Annotated in this window: 16 protein-coding genes; 4 read left to right on the top strand and 12 right to left on the bottom strand. The window is 72.3% G+C overall.

Translation table 11 applies throughout. The features are described 5' to 3' along the window. Positions 1-60: 60 nt before the first annotated feature. The 7 genes from fbaA to A6A06_RS31355 all read right to left on the bottom strand — a co-directional run bounded on the left by fbaA (position 61) and on the right by A6A06_RS31355 (position 6,817). A complete protein-coding gene (gene fbaA / locus A6A06_RS31385) occupies positions 61-1,083 on the bottom strand; it encodes a class II fructose-bisphosphate aldolase (RefSeq protein ID WP_073765730.1) in 1,023 nt (340 codons plus the stop codon). Positions 1,084-1,287: 204 nt separating this feature from the next. Continuing rightward, positions 1,288-1,830 (bottom strand): orotate phosphoribosyltransferase, encoded by a 543-nt coding sequence (gene pyrE, locus A6A06_RS31380; protein WP_073765729.1) that lies wholly within the window; start codon positions 1,828-1,830, stop codon positions 1,288-1,290. Positions 1,831-1,877: 47 nt separating this feature from the next. Further along, positions 1,878-2,711 (bottom strand): aldose epimerase family protein, encoded by an 834-nt coding sequence (locus A6A06_RS31375; RefSeq protein WP_073765728.1) that lies wholly within the window; start codon positions 2,709-2,711, stop codon positions 1,878-1,880. Between the two features lie 50 nt (positions 2,712-2,761). After that, on the bottom strand, positions 2,762-3,538 hold the full coding sequence (locus tag A6A06_RS31370) for an SRPBCC domain-containing protein (protein ID WP_073765727.1): 777 nt from the start codon (positions 3,536-3,538) through the stop codon (positions 2,762-2,764). A gap of 157 nt (positions 3,539-3,695) precedes the next feature. Next, positions 3,696-5,465 (bottom strand): spermidine synthase, encoded by a 1,770-nt coding sequence (locus A6A06_RS31365; RefSeq protein ID WP_073765726.1) that lies wholly within the window; start codon positions 5,463-5,465, stop codon positions 3,696-3,698. A 169-nt stretch (positions 5,466-5,634) separates the two neighbouring features. Next, positions 5,635-6,153, bottom strand: a complete 519-nt coding sequence (locus A6A06_RS31360; RefSeq protein WP_073765725.1) for a DUF2617 family protein — start codon at positions 6,151-6,153, stop codon at positions 5,635-5,637. 385 nt (positions 6,154-6,538) lie between these two features. Beyond that, positions 6,539-6,817 carry a hypothetical protein gene (locus A6A06_RS31355; RefSeq protein ID WP_073765723.1) on the bottom strand — a complete coding sequence of 93 codons (279 nt, stop codon included), beginning with the start codon at positions 6,815-6,817 and terminating at the stop codon, positions 6,539-6,541. A gap of 303 nt (positions 6,818-7,120) precedes the next feature. Here A6A06_RS31355 and A6A06_RS31350 point away from each other — a divergent pair, with 303 nt between their 5' ends. Together A6A06_RS31350 and A6A06_RS31345 are read left to right on the top strand one after the other, a co-directional pair. Continuing rightward, on the top strand, positions 7,121-8,299 hold the full coding sequence (locus tag A6A06_RS31350) for a pyridoxal phosphate-dependent aminotransferase (protein ID WP_073766063.1): 1,179 nt from the start codon (positions 7,121-7,123) through the stop codon (positions 8,297-8,299). Positions 8,300-8,450: 151 nt separating this feature from the next. Further along, complete coding sequence (locus A6A06_RS31345; RefSeq protein WP_199931280.1) at positions 8,451-9,659, top strand: hypothetical protein; 1,209 nt, start codon at positions 8,451-8,453, stop codon at positions 9,657-9,659. A 77-nt stretch (positions 9,660-9,736) separates the two neighbouring features. Here A6A06_RS31345 and A6A06_RS31340 read toward each other — a convergent pair whose 3' ends face one another. Both A6A06_RS31340 and clpB read right to left on the bottom strand, forming a co-directional pair. Next, on the bottom strand, positions 9,737-10,273 hold the full coding sequence (locus A6A06_RS31340) for a YbjN domain-containing protein (RefSeq protein WP_073765721.1): 537 nt from the start codon (positions 10,271-10,273) through the stop codon (positions 9,737-9,739). Positions 10,274-10,459: 186 nt separating this feature from the next. Then, positions 10,460-13,108, bottom strand: a complete 2,649-nt coding sequence (clpB, locus tag A6A06_RS31335) for an ATP-dependent chaperone ClpB (protein WP_073765718.1) — start codon at positions 13,106-13,108, stop codon at positions 10,460-10,462. A 437-nt stretch (positions 13,109-13,545) separates the two neighbouring features. Between clpB and A6A06_RS31330 the strand changes: the two genes are divergently transcribed. Next, entirely contained in the window at positions 13,546-13,950 is a 405-nt protein-coding gene (locus tag A6A06_RS31330) for a pyridoxamine 5'-phosphate oxidase family protein (protein WP_073765716.1), read from the top strand. 148 nt (positions 13,951-14,098) lie between these two features. On the opposite strand, the gene A6A06_RS43615 is transcribed toward A6A06_RS31330, so the two are convergent. Next, on the bottom strand, positions 14,099-14,233 hold the full coding sequence (locus A6A06_RS43615) for a hypothetical protein (protein WP_274535903.1): 135 nt from the start codon (positions 14,231-14,233) through the stop codon (positions 14,099-14,101). Positions 14,234-14,331: 98 nt separating this feature from the next. Here A6A06_RS43615 and A6A06_RS31320 point away from each other — a divergent pair, with 98 nt between their 5' ends. Next, a complete protein-coding gene (locus A6A06_RS31320; protein ID WP_073765714.1) occupies positions 14,332-14,736 on the top strand; it encodes a hypothetical protein in 405 nt (134 codons plus the stop codon). Between the two features lie 133 nt (positions 14,737-14,869). Here A6A06_RS31320 and A6A06_RS31315 read toward each other — a convergent pair whose 3' ends face one another. Together A6A06_RS31315 and dnaJ are read right to left on the bottom strand one after the other, a co-directional pair. Next, on the bottom strand, positions 14,870-15,322 hold the full coding sequence (locus A6A06_RS31315) for a heat shock protein transcriptional repressor HspR (RefSeq protein WP_073765712.1): 453 nt from the start codon (positions 15,320-15,322) through the stop codon (positions 14,870-14,872). A gap of 5 nt (positions 15,323-15,327) precedes the next feature. Beyond that, positions 15,328-16,512, bottom strand: a complete 1,185-nt coding sequence (gene dnaJ / locus A6A06_RS31310; protein WP_073765710.1) for a molecular chaperone DnaJ — start codon at positions 16,510-16,512, stop codon at positions 15,328-15,330. Positions 16,513-16,543 lie beyond the last annotated feature (31 nt).

Below are 16,543 nucleotides of genomic sequence, written 5' to 3'. Positions count from 1 at the left end.
GGCCCCACCGCAAAGGCCCCGCGTTCAACCTGAACGTGGGGCCCTCTTGGGTTCGGCGGGTTACTTGATCTTGGTGCCGGTGGAGCGGAGGTTGGAGCAGGCCTCCGTGATGCGCTTGGCCATGCCGGCCTCGGCCAGCTTGCCCCAGCTGCGCGGGTCGTAGGTCTTCTTGTTGCCCACGTCGCCGTCGACCTTCAGCACGCCGTCGTAGTTGCGGAACATGTGGTCCGCGATCGGCCGCGTGAACGCGTACTGCGTGTCCGTGTCCAGGTTCATCTTCACGACGCCGTTCTCCAGCGCCGTGGCGATCTCCTCCGCCGTGGAGCCGGAGCCGCCGTGGAAGACGAAGTCGAAGGGGGACTGCTTGCCGTACTTGGCGCCCACGCCCTCCTGGAGGTCCTTGAGGAGCTCGGGGCGGAGCACGACGTTGCCCGGCTTGTAGACGCCGTGCACGTTGCCGAACGAGGCGGCGAGCAGGTAGCGGCCCTTCTCGCCCAGGCCCAGCGCCTCAGCGGTCCGCAGCGCGTCGTCGACGGTGGTGTACAGCTCGTCGTTGATCTCGTGGGTGACGCCGTCCTCCTCGCCACCGGTCGGGGTGATCTCGACCTCAAGGATGATCTTCGCGGCGGCAGCCTGCGCCAGCAGCTCCTGGGCGACGGACAGGTTGTCGGCCAGGGTCTCCGCGGAGCCGTCCCACATGTGGGACTGGAACAGCGGGTTCTGCCCCTTGGCCACACGCTGCTCGGAGACGGCCAGCAGCGGGCGGACGTAGCCGTCCAGCTTGTCCTTGGGGCAGTGGTCGGTGTGCAGCGCGACGTTGATGTCGTACTTCTCGGCGACGATGTGCGCGAACTCCGCCAGCGCGACGGCGCCGGTCACCATGTCCTTGTTGTGCTGGCCGCCCAGGAACTCCGCACCACCGGTGGAGATCTGGATGATGCCGTCGCTCTCGGCCTCGGCGAAACCACGCAGCGCTGCGTGCAGAGTCTGCGTCGAGGTCACGTTGATGGCCGGGTAGGCGAACTTGCCTGCCTTCGCCCGGTCCAGCATCTCGTTGTAGACCTCGGGAGTTGCGATGGGCATCTGTCCGCTCCTTGTGATGTGCGGGTGTGCGTTCTGGGCCCTGACCAGGGGGCGACGACATCGCCGTGGCTCATCTTCCCAGACTCGGCGGTTTGCTCCACATCCCCTACGCGCCACCGCCACGCAAAGGGGTGGCCGGTTTCACGTGAAACCAACCACCCGTTTGCGATAAGCGCTGGTCAGCGCCCGACCACCGCCGGAGCCTCAGGCAAGGCCGAGGTCCCCGAGCCGGTAACCGGTGATGTACGGCAGCCCCGCACCGGCGATGGCCGTCTCGGCCCCGCGGTCCACGATCGTGGCAACCGCGACCACCTCCGCACCCGCCTCGCGCGCCGCCTCGACGGCGGTCAGCGGCGAGCCGCCGGTGGTGGAGGTGTCCTCGACCACCAGGACCCGGCGGCCCTTGATGTCCGGGCCCTCGATCCGCCGCTGCATCCCGTGCGTCTTCTGCGCCTTGCGTACGACGAACGCGTCCAGCCGGCGGCCGCGCGCCGCGGCGGCGTGCAGCATCGAGGCCGCGACCGGGTCGGCGCCGAGCGTGAGCCCGCCGACCGCGTCGTAGTCCAGGTCGGCGGTGATGTCCAGCATCAGCTGCCCGACGAGGGGCGCGGCCGCACCGTCGAGGGTGATCCGGCGCAGATCGATGTAGTAATCGGCTTCCTTGCCGGAGGAGAGCGTCACCTTGCCGTGCACCACGGCCTTGTCCTTGATCTGCTGCAGCAGATCGCCGCGTACGTCGTCAGTCATGCGCACGAGCTTAGAACGTGTCCCGGGGCCCGGCCGGACGCCGGGGCTCAGGACAGGGCGCGCCAGGTCCACGTGGTGGAGATCTCCAGCGGCTCGATGGGGGTGACCAGGCGCGGCGTCGTGTTGAGGCCGTTCGGCGGGCCGGACTGCGGCTCGACGCAGACCGCTTCCTCCTGCTCGTCGTAGACCACCACCCATTCCGCGCCGCTGGTCACCTTCAGCTCCAGCCGGCCCGGCCAGGTGAGGGTGACGTCCACGCCGTCCGGCATGCCGAAGCAGTCGTCCCAGGGGCCGGGCTCCGGGTCGATCCGCCGGCCGGTGGGCAGGTGGTCCTCGCCCCGCTCTTCCTGCCACGCGGCGGTGAAGCCGATCCGTACGTCTTCGCCGCCCAGGCTGCGCAGGAACCACGGGTGCCAGCCGGCCTGCGCCGGGAAGGAGTCGGCGCTCGCCTCGACGCCCATGGTCAGGGTGAGCGAGCTGCCGTCCTCGGCCAGCTCGACCAGTTGGGTGACCCGGCCCGGGTACGGCCAGGGGGCGGCGCCCGGGTCGAGGAGGTCGTAGGTGAACACGGCGCTGGTGGCGTCGGCGCGTGCCGTCTTCCAGGCGACGTCGCGGCCGGTGCCGTGGATCGCGTGCGGCGGGGAGTTGAGCGGCATCCGGTGGATCTCGCCGCCGTTGCGGAAGCGCCCCGCCTCGATGCGGCCGCACCACGGCACCATCGGGAAGGAGCCGTACTTGGCGCCCTGCCGGAGCAGTTCCGTACCGCCGATGCGCAGGCTTGCGAGGCGGCAGCCGTTGGCCGGGTCCACGGTCAGTTCGGTGTCGCCCGCGGCGAGCCGCACCTGCCCCTGCGAGGCGTTTCGCGTGTCGTTGTCACTCACGGTCCGACCCTAACGGGGAGCGGGCGCGGTACGGCGGCGCACCGCCCCGCTCAGCGGCGGCGGCGCAGCACCCGGCCCACCACGACCGCCGAGGCGAGCGCGAGGGCCGCGGCCGGTGCCGCCCAGCGCAGGGTCGCGGAGGTGGTCGCCGACTGCGGGGCGGGCACGGGTGCGTACCGGCCGCGCGGCGGTGCGTGGTCGACCTCTTCGGCGCTGCGCCCGATCATCGTGCGCCGTGCGTGGGCGGCTTCGGCGGGCGCGGTGCCGTCCTGGTCGTCGGCATCGGCGAGCGGGTCGAGCGACGACTGCGGGACTTCGGAGTCGAAGGCGGCCACGGCGGTGGGGGCCGCGGCCGGTGTGCCGCTGTCCCGGGCGTCCGGCGGGTTGTCGGTGAGGTCCGCCGCGAGGTTGGCGGCGAAGCGGTCCAGGACGCGGCGCCCGGCGGACTCGGCCGCCTGGTCGGTGGCTTCCGCGAGGCGGCCCGTGCTGGTGACCGTACCGGCGCAGCGCATGACCGTGGTGGCGGCGTCGTCGGGTCCGGCGGCGAGCCGCACGGTGAGGGACAGCTCGGCGGAGCCGTCCCCCCGGGATTCCATGCCGCTCGCCTCGACCGTGACGGTGTCGGCGCCGCGGACGGTGACGGTCAGTGTGCCGCGGTAGGTGATGGTGGAACTCCCGATGCGCAGGCGCAGCCGCCCGCCGGGGGTGCCGGGGTCCGCGTCGGCGTCGAGTTGGCATCCGGGGATGCAGCGTGCCACGCGCTCCGGCTCGGTCAGTGCCTGCCGCACGGTCTCGACGGGAAACGGAACGTACACCTCGTGCTCCATGGCATGGGAGCCTAATTCCTTTCCCGGCGCCGCGGGGACCCCCTGAAGGGTGTCCGTGGTGTTCGAATCAGGCCCGGCCCGCCGCGTGCGCGCCGGGCCCGGTGCGGCCGTGCCTCCCGCCCGTGGCCGTCTTCGCGCTCGTGTCCGTACGCGTGCATCAGTCCAGGTGGCGGGGGTGCATCAGCGTCGAGGGCGGCAGGCCGGGGAGGCGCGTGCGGGCGGCGGCGCGGGCGGCGGAGTGGAGGCCCTCGCGTGTCAGGGAGCGCAGGGCGGGGGCGTCCGGGGACAGGTCGAGGCGGGGTGCCCGGCGGGCCGCGAGGAGGAAGCCCCAGCCGCAGGCGGGCCGGCCGGTGGCGGCGCGTGCCGTTCCGCAGGAGCGTTCCGGCACGCCGGTGCGGGCCGGGAAACGGCCGGGAACGCGGTACGGGACGGTTCTCAGGCCCGCGGCCCGTACGGTCGCGTCCACCGTCCAGAACGGCAGGGGCCGGGACGCGGGCTCTCCGGCATGCACCGCCAGCCGTCCGTCCGCGGCCAGGGCGCGGGCCGCGAGGCCGTAGAACTCCTGCGAGTAGAGCTTGGTGCTGGCCGTGCTGCCCGGGTCGGGGAGGTCGGCGATGACGACGTCGTACGGGCCGCCGTTCCGGGCGTCCGCGCCGCCCCGCCGCAGCCACTCGAACACGTCGCCCGCGACCACCCGTACCCGCGGGTCGTCCAGCGCGTGCCCGTTGAGCGCGGACAGTCCGGGGTCGGTGCGGGCCAGGCGCGCCACGCCCGGGTCGAGTTCGACGATCGTCACGGACGTGACGCCGGGGCAGCGCAGCACCTCGCGGGCGGCGAGGCCGTCGCCGCCGCCGAGCACCAGGATCCGGCGGTGCGGTCCGCCGGCCATGGCCGGGTGCACCAGCGCCTCGTGGTACGGGACGGAGCCGTCCGCGCTGGCCCGCAGCCGTCCGTCCAGGTAGAGGCCGAGCGGCCCGCCGGCTTTCCCGGCCGCGACGCCGCCTTCCCCCGGCACCGGCCGCCCCCGCTGGGCCGTGCCCCGGCCCGCACTGCCCACGGGGTCGCGGGTGGTGCGGGCCCGCCCCGTGGCGGCCGGGTCCGTACCGCCCGTGATCACCACTTCCTGGACTCCGGTACGGACCGCGATGCGTGCCGCCGACCCGTACACCGCGTCCCGCGCGGCCCGTTCGAAGGGGGAGACCAGTGCCGTACCGATGGCGAGCAGCGCCAGTACGAGCACGTTCGTGGCGATCAGTGCCCAGCGGGCCCGTACGGACAGGTCTTCGCGGAAGAGCCAGAGCACCAGGCCGCCGCCGGCCACCGCGTTGACGGAGCCGGTGAGCAGGACGCCGGAGACCTGGCCCAGCACCGGGAGCAGCAGGAAGGGGAAGGCCAGGCCGCCGACCAGGGCGCCCACGTAGTCGGCCGCGAACAGGTCCGCCACCGCGCCGCCCGCGTCCTGGCGGCGCACCCGCTGGATGAGCGTCATCAGCAGCGGCACCTCGGCGCCGATGAGCATGCCTATCGCCAGGGAGAAGCCGACCAGGACGGAGCGGGACTGGCCGAACCAGGCGTAGCAGGCGTAGAGCGCCATCGCGGAGAAGCCGCCGACCAGCGCGAGGACCGCTTCCAGTGCGCCGAAGCCGACGGCGGCCCGGCAGCGCAGCCGCTTGGCGAGCAGCGATCCGATGCCCATCGCGAAGACCATGACGGACAGGACGACGGATGCCTGGGTGACCGAGTCGCCGGTCAGGTAGGAGGCGAGGGCGACCATTTCGAGTTCGTAGACGAGGCCGCAGGCGGCGCAGACGAAGACCGTGGCCAGGACGAGGAGCCGGCCGAGCGCGGCGGGTACGGGCAGCGCCGGACACCTGGTCTCGGGCGGCTCGGGGGAGCCGCGGTGGACTGGATCAGGCGGTTCGATCATGTCGTGCAACGCTACGTGACGCCCGGATTGCCCTATGTCACCCACACGAGCGTAGTGAGCGTCCCACACAGGCGACTTGGAGCACGACGGGTACGCGTTCCGCCCCGCGAGCCAGTAAGAGCGCCGACGGGAGCAGCGCCGCCCGAAGCGCGGCCGCCACCGCCGCCGTTCAGATCGACGCCGTCATCCGGACCCCGACCCGCGTACGCGTCGCGACCAGCCGCCCCTCCTGCGGATAGGCGTGCCAGGTGCGCCAGCGCACCTGGCCGCCCTCGCGCTGCGCCAGCATCGCGGTGAACGCGTGCGGCGAGCCCGGGAACGTTCCGGCAAGGCCGTGGGGGTGTTCGGCGACCAGGGCGAGCAGTTCCTGGGCGCGTCCGGCGAACGATCCCTGCGAGAGCGTCTCGACGTGGGCGGCGAATTCGTACTCCCAGTCGCCGATGCGTTTCGCCACGCCCAGCGGAAGCGGGGTGCTGCTGCCGGGTATACAGGCGACGGTTTCGGAGCAGGTGCCCCGCTCCTCCTCCAGGAGTACTTGGTGAGATGCTCCGAGCAGCCTCAACTGCACGTGGGCGTGCGTGAGTCGGAGGTCGAGCACGGCGAGGGCCGGCAGCGGCTCCCGGCCGAGCGCCCAGGCCAGGTCGGCTGCGCAGGTATCGGTGTAGGCCGTTTTCAGGGTCGTGAGCATGGGTCGGCTCCGCAAGCACGCAGTGGATGGTGGGCCGGCCTGCCCCGGAGACGGGATCAGGGTTACGACTGTCTGCCGACTCGTGCCCACGTGGGGTCCGAGAACTGGGATTCTCTAAGGAGAGGGAATCATGAAACGAGCGGGGCCCACAGCGTTTTTACCCATCTTCGCCGGGTTTCCATCCCTCAGAGGGCCACTCAGTTCAGTTGTTCAACAGCCCATGACCCAGGCGCCGTTGACCCTGCTGGACGCATATGCGGACCTGCATGGGCCCCATGCATGTGTACGGGGCAGCAACGCTTCCCGAACCGTCTCGGAAGCCGCCCCGGAGCGGGTCTCAGGAACCGCCCCGGAGCATGCCTAAGGAGCCACCCCGGAGCGTGCCTCAGGAACCGCCTCCGCCTCCGCCGCAGCCACCGCCACCACCGCAGGACGACGAGTGGTGCCCGCCGCCCCCGCCGCCGCCCCCGCAGGAGATCCCTCCGCAGGAGTGGCCGTGGTGGTGCCCACCGCCCCCTCCAGGGTCACCGGCCACCCACCAGCCGGCACCGCCCTGCCCGCGCTTGCCGGGTCCGCGGCGGCGGCCGTCGTTGCGGCTCTGCGCCGCCGTGGCCACCAGGGCCGCGACCACCACACAGATCACGAGGAAGACGAGAAAACCCATCGTTGCCCCACACTCCTTTCCGTCCCCCGAAGCGAGGCATCCGCTCCGTCCGCGGCCCTGTCCCCGGGCCCGGCCGAAGCCGCGTCGTACGTGGCGTACGTGTCGTTCGTGTCCTTCGATCCCTCTCCGGTCCGCGCTGATCCACTCCGCTTCCGGCGTCCCCTTTCGGACCACTCCGGTTCCGGCGCCCCCTTGTGGCCCCCCGGTCCCGCGCCGGACCGTCGGTGCGGTGCTCATGCCCGTGCCCCGCCCGCCGCAAAGCACAGTTGAGGAAGTCCAGAGGTTCGGCGGAGGATGGCGGGCATGCCACGACCGCTGCTCAACCGCCGCCTCGCCGAGTTCGGTACCACGATCTTCGCCGAGATGTCCGCGCTCGCCGTACGCACCGGATCGATCAACCTGGGACAGGGGTTCCCCGACACCGACGGGCCGCAGGAGGTCCGGGAGGCGGCCGTCCGCGCACTGCGCGACGGGCGCGGCAACCAGTACCCGCCGGGCCCCGGCGTCCCCGAACTGCGCGCCGCCGTCGCCGATCACCAGCACCGCTTCTACGGCCACCTCGGCGTCGCGTACGACCCCGACACCGAGGTCCTGGTCACCGCCGGCGCCACCGAGGCCATCGCCGCCTCGCTGCTCGCCCTCCTGGAGCCCGGCGACGAGGTCATCGCGCTGGAGCCGTACTACGACTCCTACGCCGCGTGCATCGCGATGGCGGGCGGAACCCGCGTCCCGGTGACGCTGCGCCCGTCCGCCGAGGACGGCACGTACACCCTCGACCTCGACGAACTGCGGGACGCCGTCACCGACCGCACCCGCCTCATCCTCCTCAACACCCCGCACAACCCCACCGGCACCGTCCTCGACCGCGCCGAACTCACCGAGATCGCCCGCCTCGCCTGCGAACGCGACCTGCTGGTGATCACCGACGAGGTGTACGAGCACCTCGTCTACGAGGGCGAGCACATCCCGCTGGCGTCCCTGCCCGGCATGCGCGAACGCACCGTCACCATCGGCTCGGCCGGCAAGACCTTCGCCTTCACCGGCTGGAAGGTCGGCTGGGTCACCGGGAGCCCGGAGCTGGTCGGCGCCGTCCGCTCCGCCAAGCAGTTCCTCACCTACGTCTCCGCCGGGCCGTTCCAGTACGCGGTCGCCGAGGCGCTGGCCCTGCCCGACAGCTACTACACCGGACTGCGCGACGACCTGCGGGCCAAGCGCGACCTGCTGGCCGACGGCCTCGCCGCGGCCGGGTTCCGCGTCTTCCGGCCCTCCGGCACGTACTTCGTCACCACCGACATCCGCCCCCTCGGCGAGCAGGACGGCTTCGCCTTCTGCCGCGCCCTCCCGGACCGCGCCGGTGTCGTGGCCGTCCCCAACGCCGTCTTCTACGACCACCAGGACCAGGGCGCCCCGTACGTCCGCTTCGCCTTCTGCAAGCAGGAAAAGGTCCTCCGGGAAGCGGTCGACCGGCTCCGCGCGCTCTGACCGGACGCCTCTTCGCGTGCCCCCGGTGGCCACCCGGTCGGCCTACCGGGGTCGCGTGGCGGGCGGGCGGCGCCGAGAGTCGTGGTGCCGGGGTGCGCCGGGCGCGCGGGGGCCCGGTGTGTGACCGCCGCGCGCGTACCGGAGGTGTTCCGTGACCGCCGAGACCGTCGACACCGCAGCCGCCGCGGGGGTACGGCCCGGTTCCGTACGCGTCCACGTCCGGGCCGCCCTGCGCCGTGCGGCGCCCGCCCTCGCGCTGTTCGCGGCCATCCGCTGCGCGGGCGTCCTGTGCACGGCGCTCTGGGCGTGGCACACCGGCCGCCATCCGCGCAGTCTGCTCGGCGCCACCTGGGACTCCAACTGGTACCTGGGCGTGGCCCGGCACGGCTACGGCTCCCCGGCCCCCCACCACATGTGGCCACCGGACCCCCTCGCCGACCTGGCCTTCTTTCCCCTGTACCCCGGGCTGATCCGCGGCGTGACCGCCGTCCTGCCGATCGGCGTGCTCAACGCCGGGCTGCTGCTCGCGTGGACGGCCGCCGCCGTGGCCGCCTGGGGCATCTTCGCGGTCGGCGCACATCTGTACGGGCGGCGCGCGGGCACGTTCCTGGTGGTGCTGTGGGCCCTGCTGCCGCACGCCGTCATCGAGTCGCTGAGCTATACGGAACCGCTGCTCACGGCGCTGGCCGCGTGGGCCCTGTACGCCCTGCTCACCGACCGCCCGCTGTGGGCCGGCGCCCTGGCGCTGCCGGCCGGACTGGCCCGGCCGAACGGCCTCGCGGTCGCCGTGGCGGTGCTGGCCGCGGCGGTGGTCATGGCCGCGGCGACGGCGCGGGCCCGCCCCCTCCGGCCCCGGCGCCCCCTCTGGCCCTACTGGGCCGCGGCCCTGCTCGCCCCCGTCGGCTGGCTCGGGTACGTCCTGTGGGTGGGGGCGCACACCGGCGCCGGGCCGGGCGGCTACTTCCGGGTGCAGGAGATCTGGGGCTCGCGTTTCGACTTCGGCCGGGACACGCTGCGGTCCGTGAAGCGGCTGTTCCTGTACAACGAGCCGCTGGTGCTGCACATGGCGGCCGCGGTCATCGCCGTGTCGGTCCTGCTCCTCGTCCTGCTGGTGCTGGACCGGCCGCCCCTGCCGCTGCTCGTCTACACCGCCGCGCTGGTGGCCGTCGCGCTGGGCGGCACCGGCTACTTCCCCTCCAAGCCGAGGTTCCTGCTGCCGGCCTTCCCGCTGCTGGTCCCGGCAGCGGTCGCGCTGGCCCGCGCCCGGCCGCGCACCGTCGTCCTGGCGACCGGCTCGCTGGCCGCGCTCTCCCTCGGATACGGGGTGTATCTGCTGGCCATGGCGCCGCTGCCGCTGTGAGCCGGGGCCGCCCGGAACGGCAGCGGGCCCCGGAGCGATCCGCTCCGGGGCCCGCGGGGCTCATGCCACGCGAAGGCTCACGCCTCCTCGTCACCCGGCTTCTCTTCGCCTTCGCCCTCGGCGTCGGCCTCCAGGCCGAGCTGCTCGACGATCCACTTGTCGAACTCGATCGACGCGCGGACCCAGCTGACCGTGCTCGACACGAAGTGCTCAAGCGCGACGCCGGTACCGATCAGCATCGACGCCTCGCCGATCAGCCGGACCGTGCCGTCGTCGTGGGTGTGGGTGTAGGCCTTGGGCCACAGCGTCCGGCGGTTCCAGTCGTCGAGCGCCTCCAGCAGCTTCGGCTTGTCGTCGATGCCGTGCGGGCGGTCGTAGAACGTGCGGACGGAGAAGATCTGCTGCTCCTCCTCGCCGCGGAACATGAAGTACGTGCGGAACTGCTCCCACGGGGCGGCGAGGTCACCCTCGTCGTCGACTACGTACTTCAGCTCCATCTGGTCGAGGAGCTGCTTGACCAGGTCCTGGTCGGGCAGGACGGGACCATCAGGCCCCGACGGCTGCGGTTCGGGCTGGCCCCCGAAATTCGGGATCGAGGACGGGTCGATGCTCACCGTGGAATTCCCTTCGTATGGTCCCCGCCATCCTCCCCCATCCCGGCCCCGTCATGGCAAGCCCGCCGCCCTCTCTCCGCTGCGGGCTGAAGACCCGGAGGGAGCGAGGGCGGCGGGACACCCCGTACGGCGGTCCGGTCTCGGCGGTCCGGCCTCAGCGGGCTGGTTCCGGCGGTCCGGTGCGGCTCACCGTACGGGACCGACCACCAGCGACCTGCCGTCCTCGGCGACGTCCACCCGTACCGTGTCGCCGTCCAGCACCTCGCCCGACAGGATCGCCTTGGCGAGCTGGTCGCCGATGGCCGTCTGCACCAGGCGGCGCAGCGGGCGCGCGCCGTAGGACAGGTCGGGCCCCGAGGAGGCAGCCTGGGGCTGGTCGAGGACCGGTTCCCGGCCGAGGAAGGCGAGCCAGGTCAGGGCGCGCTCGGTGACGTCCAGCGTCAGCCTGCGGTCGGCGAGCCGCCGCTGCAGGTGGTCGAGCTGGATGCCCGCGATCCGCTGGAGCTGGTCGGTGCCGAGCGGGTGGAAGACCACCAGGTCGTCCAGCCGGTTGAGGAACTCGGGCCGGAAGGACGCCCGTACCGTCTCCAGGACCTTGTCCTTCTTCTGGTCCTCCTTCAGGAGGGGGTCCATCAGGAAGGCGGAGCCCAGGTTGGAGGTCAGGATCAGGATCGTGTTGCGGAAGTCGACCGTGCGGCCCTGGCCGTCGGTGAGCCGGCCGTCGTCGAGGACCTGGAGCAGCACGTCGAAGACCTCGTGGTGCGCCTTCTCCACCTCGTCCAGCAGGACGACGCTGTACGGGCGGCGGCGGACCGCCTCGGTGAGCTGGCCGCCCTCCTCGTAGCCGACGTAGCCGGGCGGGGCGCCGACCAGCCGGGCGACGCTGTGCTTCTCGCCGTACTCGCTCATGTCGATACGGACCATCGCCCGCTCGTCGTCGAAGAGGAAGTCGGCGAGCGCCTTGGCCAGTTCGGTCTTGCCGACGCCGGTCGGGCCGAGGAAGAGGAAGGAGCCGGTGGGGCGGTCCGGGTCGGCGATGCCGGCGCGGGTGCGGCGCACCGCGTCCGAGACGGCCCGTACGGCCTCGGTCTGGCCGATCAGCCGCTTGCCCAGCTCGTCCTCCATACGCAGCAGCTTCTGCGTCTCACCCTCCAGCAGGCGCCCGGCGGGGATGCCGGTCCAGGAGCCGACCACGTCCGCGATGTCGTCCGGGCCGACCTCCTCCTTGACCATGGAGGACTTGGCGTCCTTGGACGCCTCCTGCTCGGCCTCGGCCGCGGCGGCCTCCTCCAGCTCCCGCTCCAGGCCCGGGATCTCCCCGTACAGCAGCTTGGAGGCGGTGTCGAAGTCGCCGTCGCGCTGGGCGCGCTCGGCCTGGCCGCGCAATTCGTCGAGCTTCTCCTTCAGCTCGCCGAGGCGGTTGAGGCCCTGCTTCTCCTTCTCCCAGCGGGCGGTCAGGCCGCGCAGCTCCTCCTCCTTGTCGGCAAGGTCCTTTCGGAGCTTCTCCAGGCGCTGGACGGAGCCGGCGTCGGTCTCGTTCTTGAGCGCCAGCTCCTCCATTCGCAGCCGGTCGACGGAGCGCTGGAGTTCGTCGATCTCCACGGGCGAGGAGTCGATCTCCATACGGAGGCGGGAGGCCGCCTCGTCGACGAGGTCGATGGCCTTGTCGGGCAGGAAGCGGGAGGTGATGTAGCGGTCGGAGAGGGTGGCGGCGGCGACCAGCGCGGAGTCGGCGATCTGCACCTTGTGGTGGGCCTCGTAGCGGCCCTTGAGGCCGCGCAGGATCGCGACCGTGTCCTCGACGGTCGGCTCGGCGACCAGCACCTGCTGGAAGCGGCGCTCCAGCGCCGGGTCCTTCTCGATGCGCTCGCGGTACTCGTCCAGGGTCGTCGCGCCGACCATGCGCAGCTCGCCGCGGGCCAGCATGGGCTTGAGCATGTTGCCCGCGTCCATGGCGGAGTCGCCGCCGGCGCCGGTGCCGACGACCGTGTGCAGCTCGTCGATGAACGTGATGATCTGGCCGTCGCTGGACTTGATCTCTGCCAGGACGGTCTTGAGCCGCTCCTCGAACTCGCCGCGGTACTTCGCGCCCGCCACCATCGCGCCCAGGTCGAGCGCCACCAGCCGCTTGTCGCGCAGCGACTCGGGTACGTCGCCCTTGATTATCCGCTGCGCCAGGCCCTCGACGACGGCGGTCTTGCCGACGCCGGGCTCGCCGATGAGCACCGGGTTGTTCTTCGTACGCCGCGAGAGCACCTGCACCACGCGGCGGATCTCCTGGTCGCGGCCGATGACCGGGTCCAGCTTGCCCTCGCGGGCGGCCGCCGTGAAGTCCGTACCGAACTTCTCCAGCGCCTTGTACGTGCCCTCCGGGTCCGGGCTGGTCACCCGGCGGCCGCCCCGACTGTCCTCGAAGGCGGTCAGCAGCTTCTTGGCCGTGGCGCCCTGCTGCGCCAGCAGCTCGCCGGTGCGGCCGCCCTTGGCGGCGATGCCGATGAGGAGGTGCTCGGTGGAGATGAAGTCGTCGCCGAGCTCCTTCGCGCGCTGCGCGGCGTCGGCGATGACGGCCAGCGTGTCGCGGTCGGGCTGCGGCGGGGCGACCGTGGAACCCTGCACGCTGGGTGTCCCGGCCAGCTGGCGCTCGGCGCCGGAGCGCAGCGCGACAGCGTCCGCACCGGCGGCGGCCAGCAGGTCGGTGATGTTCTCGTTGTCCGCGCCGGCGAGGAGGGCGAGCAGCAGATGCGCGGGGGTCATGTCCGCGTGTCCCGCCGTCACCGCCCGCTCGTTGGCGGCGCTCAGCGCCTCACGGCTCTTGTTGGTCAGCTCGGCGTCCACTCGCGCGCTCCTCCTTGTGCTCGTCACGTGATCGGTGCCGTGGTCCGGCAGCGGAACCTGCTCAGCTCAACGTCCGATAAGTTGAGTCTATTCCACTCAATGCGGTTCCGGGGACTCTACGGTGTCTTCCGGCCCTTCTCACGGGTGCACCGGACGGGCCGGATCATGCCGTCGCGGTGACGCACGGCCGCACCGGAAACGCCCTCCGGGCCGCCGTACGGCCGTCGGCGCGGCCCGGCAGCCGCCCCCCGACCTGCCTCCGTCGTTCCGATCCGGACCGGCGGCCACCACCGCGGGACCGCCCACGCCCTGCGGCCGATCAGCAGGGCATACGGAGGTTTCACGGCGCCTTCACGACTCCTCCACGCTGCGTGCGCTGTCCCTTTGCAGCCCCTCCGCACGGCGCCCCCACAGGTTCCCCAATTACTCTTCCGGTCATGGCCCACGACCTGGATGACCTCAGCCCCGAGTACCTCGCCTTCTGGAGCGAGCACCTCATGTGCACGCTGACCACCCTGCGTCCCGACGGCACGCCCCACGTCGTCCCGGTCGGTGTCACCTTCGACGCGAACCAGCGCATCGCCCGCGTGATCACCCGCAAGGACAGCAGCAAGGTCGGCCACGTCCTCGCGGGCGGCCCGGACGGTGCCCGGGTCGCGGTGTGCCAGATGCTCGGCAGGCGGTGGGCCACCCTGGAGGGCGTCGCCCGCATCCGTACGGACGCCGACGTGGTGACGGACGCGGTACGGCGTTACGCCGAGCGGTACGGACGCACGCCGACCCCCAAGCCGGACCGGGTGATGATCGAGATCACCGTCACCAAGGCGCTGGGCCGGGCCTGACCCGCCCTCCAGGTCCGTACCTGGCCGGATCCGGACGGCACGGCACCGTCGCGCCCCCTGCCCTGCTATGCCACATGCGGAGACCACCGTTCGCGATACGGAACGTCGCGAGCGCCGCACAGCCGCTGGAGAGCGCATGGCGTCCGGATCACGCACCGAACCGATCGGCTCCCGTACCGGTGTCCGCCCGCCCGCTGCCCGCCGCCGCCCCGCCCACGCCGAACTGTGCCCCCGGTGCGGCGGCCAGCTCGCCGTGAACCAGGACGGCTGGAAGATCTGCCATGCGTGCGGATACGCCTCGCCGCCCGGCACCGCCCCTCCACCCCGCCGGTCGCGCGGCGGTATCGTCACCCCCACACTCGCCACGTCCCGGGGGGCACGATGAACTCGGTCCGAGTGACGGCCATCGCCTGCCTCATGCCGCTGTCGGGGCTGGACGACGACCCGTTCCTGGTCGACGACCGCAGCCAGCACGCCATGTGCGCCCAGTGGGCGCAGGCCCGCGACTACGACCTGACCTGCCGGCTGAGCGTGCACCAGCTCCGCGCCGACCACGCCGCGCTGTGGCAGGACGTGGAGGCCGGACTGGTCGACGTGTTCGTCGCGCCCAACCGCCGCGCCCTGCGGAACGCCATCGCCTCGGCCGACGAGTTCACCGACCGGTGTGCCGCCGCGGGCGTCCGGCTGGAGATCGCCGACTACGACGAGCCGGTGTACACCACCGCGATGAAGTCCCATGTGCACCGCCGCCTGTCCATGCCGACGGCCGGCTACAACGGCTGCTGATCGGCGCCCGGGGCCTGCGGAAGCGGCGCGGAGCCCGCGGAAAGAGCGTGGTGCCTACGGAAAGGCAGGGGCCGGGGTGCGTGTGCACCCCGGCCCCTGCCTTCGAACGCTGTGACGGCCGCTAGGGCCTGTCCTAGTCGGACCGCTTCTTCGGACGCCACACGACCAGCGCGCTGGTCTGCTGCACGTCCTGATAGGGCACCAGGTCCCTGCGGTACGACGCGTGTACGGCCGCCTCCCGCTGCTGGATGGCGGCGGCCGCGCCCTCCACCGCGTGCTGGAGCTCGGCGACCCGCTGGCGCAGGGCCGTGACCTGATGCTCCAGTTCGATGATGCGCTTGATGCCGGCGAGGTTGATGCCCTCGTCCTGCGACAAGCGCTGCACCTCCCGGAGGAGTTCGATGTCCCGGGCCGAGTAGCGCCGGCCCCGCCCCGCCGTACGGTCGGGCGAGACCAGCCCCAGGCGGTCGTACTGACGCAGGGTCTGCGGATGCAGACCCGAGAGCTGAGCCGCGACGGAGATGACATACACCGGCGACTCTTCGGTCAGCTCATACGGGTTCCGACGCCCGCCCCGGCCATCCATCCGACTCAAGCTCCCTTCGCGGCCTGGAACAGCTCCGCCCGCGGGTCCTCACCCGCGGTCGCCTCGCGATAGGACTCCAACGACTCCCGTGCGGTGTCGCCGAGGTCCTTGGGGACGCTCACCTCGACGGTGACCAGCAGGTCGCCACGGGTGCCGTCCTTGCGCGACGCTCCCTTGCCGCGCACGCGCATCGTACGTCCGTTGGGAGTTCCGGCCGGGAGCTTGAGCGTCACCGGCGGGCCGCCGAGTGTCGGCACCCGCACCTCGCCGCCCAGCGCCGCCTCCGGGAAGGTGACCGGGACGGTGACGGTCAGGTTGTCGCCCTTGCGGCCGAAGACCGGGTGGGCCTCGACGTGCACGACGACGTACAGATCGCCGTTCGGCCCGCCGCGCTCGCCCGGGGTGCCCTTGCCGCGCAGCCGGATGCGCTGCCCGTCGGAGACACCCGCCGGGATACGCACCTGCATCGTGCGCGAACTGGTCGCCCGGCCGCTGCCCTTGCAGACGTCGCACGGGTTCTCCGCGATCAGGCCGCGGCCCTTGCAGTCCACACACGGGTCGGTGAGCGAGAAGCCGCCACCGCCGCCGCGGCTGACCTGCCCGGTGCCGACGCAGGTCGGGCACACACGCGGCGTGCCGTTCTTGTCGCCGGTGCCGGAGCACGCCTTGCAGGGGGCCTGGCTGGACATCCGCAGCGGGACCGTGGCCCCGTCCGCCGCCTCGGTGAAGCTGAGCGTCACCTCGGACTCGACGTCCTGACCGCGGCGCGGCTGCGTACGCGTACCGCCGCCGCCACGGTTGAACAGGCCGCCGAACACGTCGCCGATGCCGCCGCCGAAGCCGCCGCCCGCCGTGCCGCCCTGGGCGCCGCCTCCTCCTCCGAAGAGGTCGCCCAGGTCGAAGTTGAACGATCCGCCGCCGGCGCCGCCGGGGCCGGCGCGGAAGCCGCCGTTGCCGAACAGCGCCCGCGCCTCGTCGTACTCCTTGCGGCGTTTGGGGTCACCGAGGATGTCGTTGGCCTCGGAGATCTCCTTGAAGCGGTCCTCGGCCTTGGCGTCCCCCTTGTTGGCGTCCGGGTGGAACTCCCGGGCCAGCTTGCGGTACGCCTTCTTGATCTCCGCCTCGGTGGCGTCCTTCGGGACGCCGAGGACCTTGTAGTAGTCCTTCTCCACGAAGTCCTTGGTGTTCATCCCCGACGTCCCTCCTCCCGTACTGCTTCCT

Source organism: Streptomyces sp. CB02923 (genome assembly GCF_001905005.1).
In the GTDB taxonomy this organism is placed as follows: domain Bacteria; phylum Actinomycetota; class Actinomycetes; order Streptomycetales; family Streptomycetaceae; genus Streptomyces.
The sequence above is the reverse complement of the archived record's forward strand: the minus strand, read 5'-3'. Positions and strand labels throughout refer to the sequence as shown.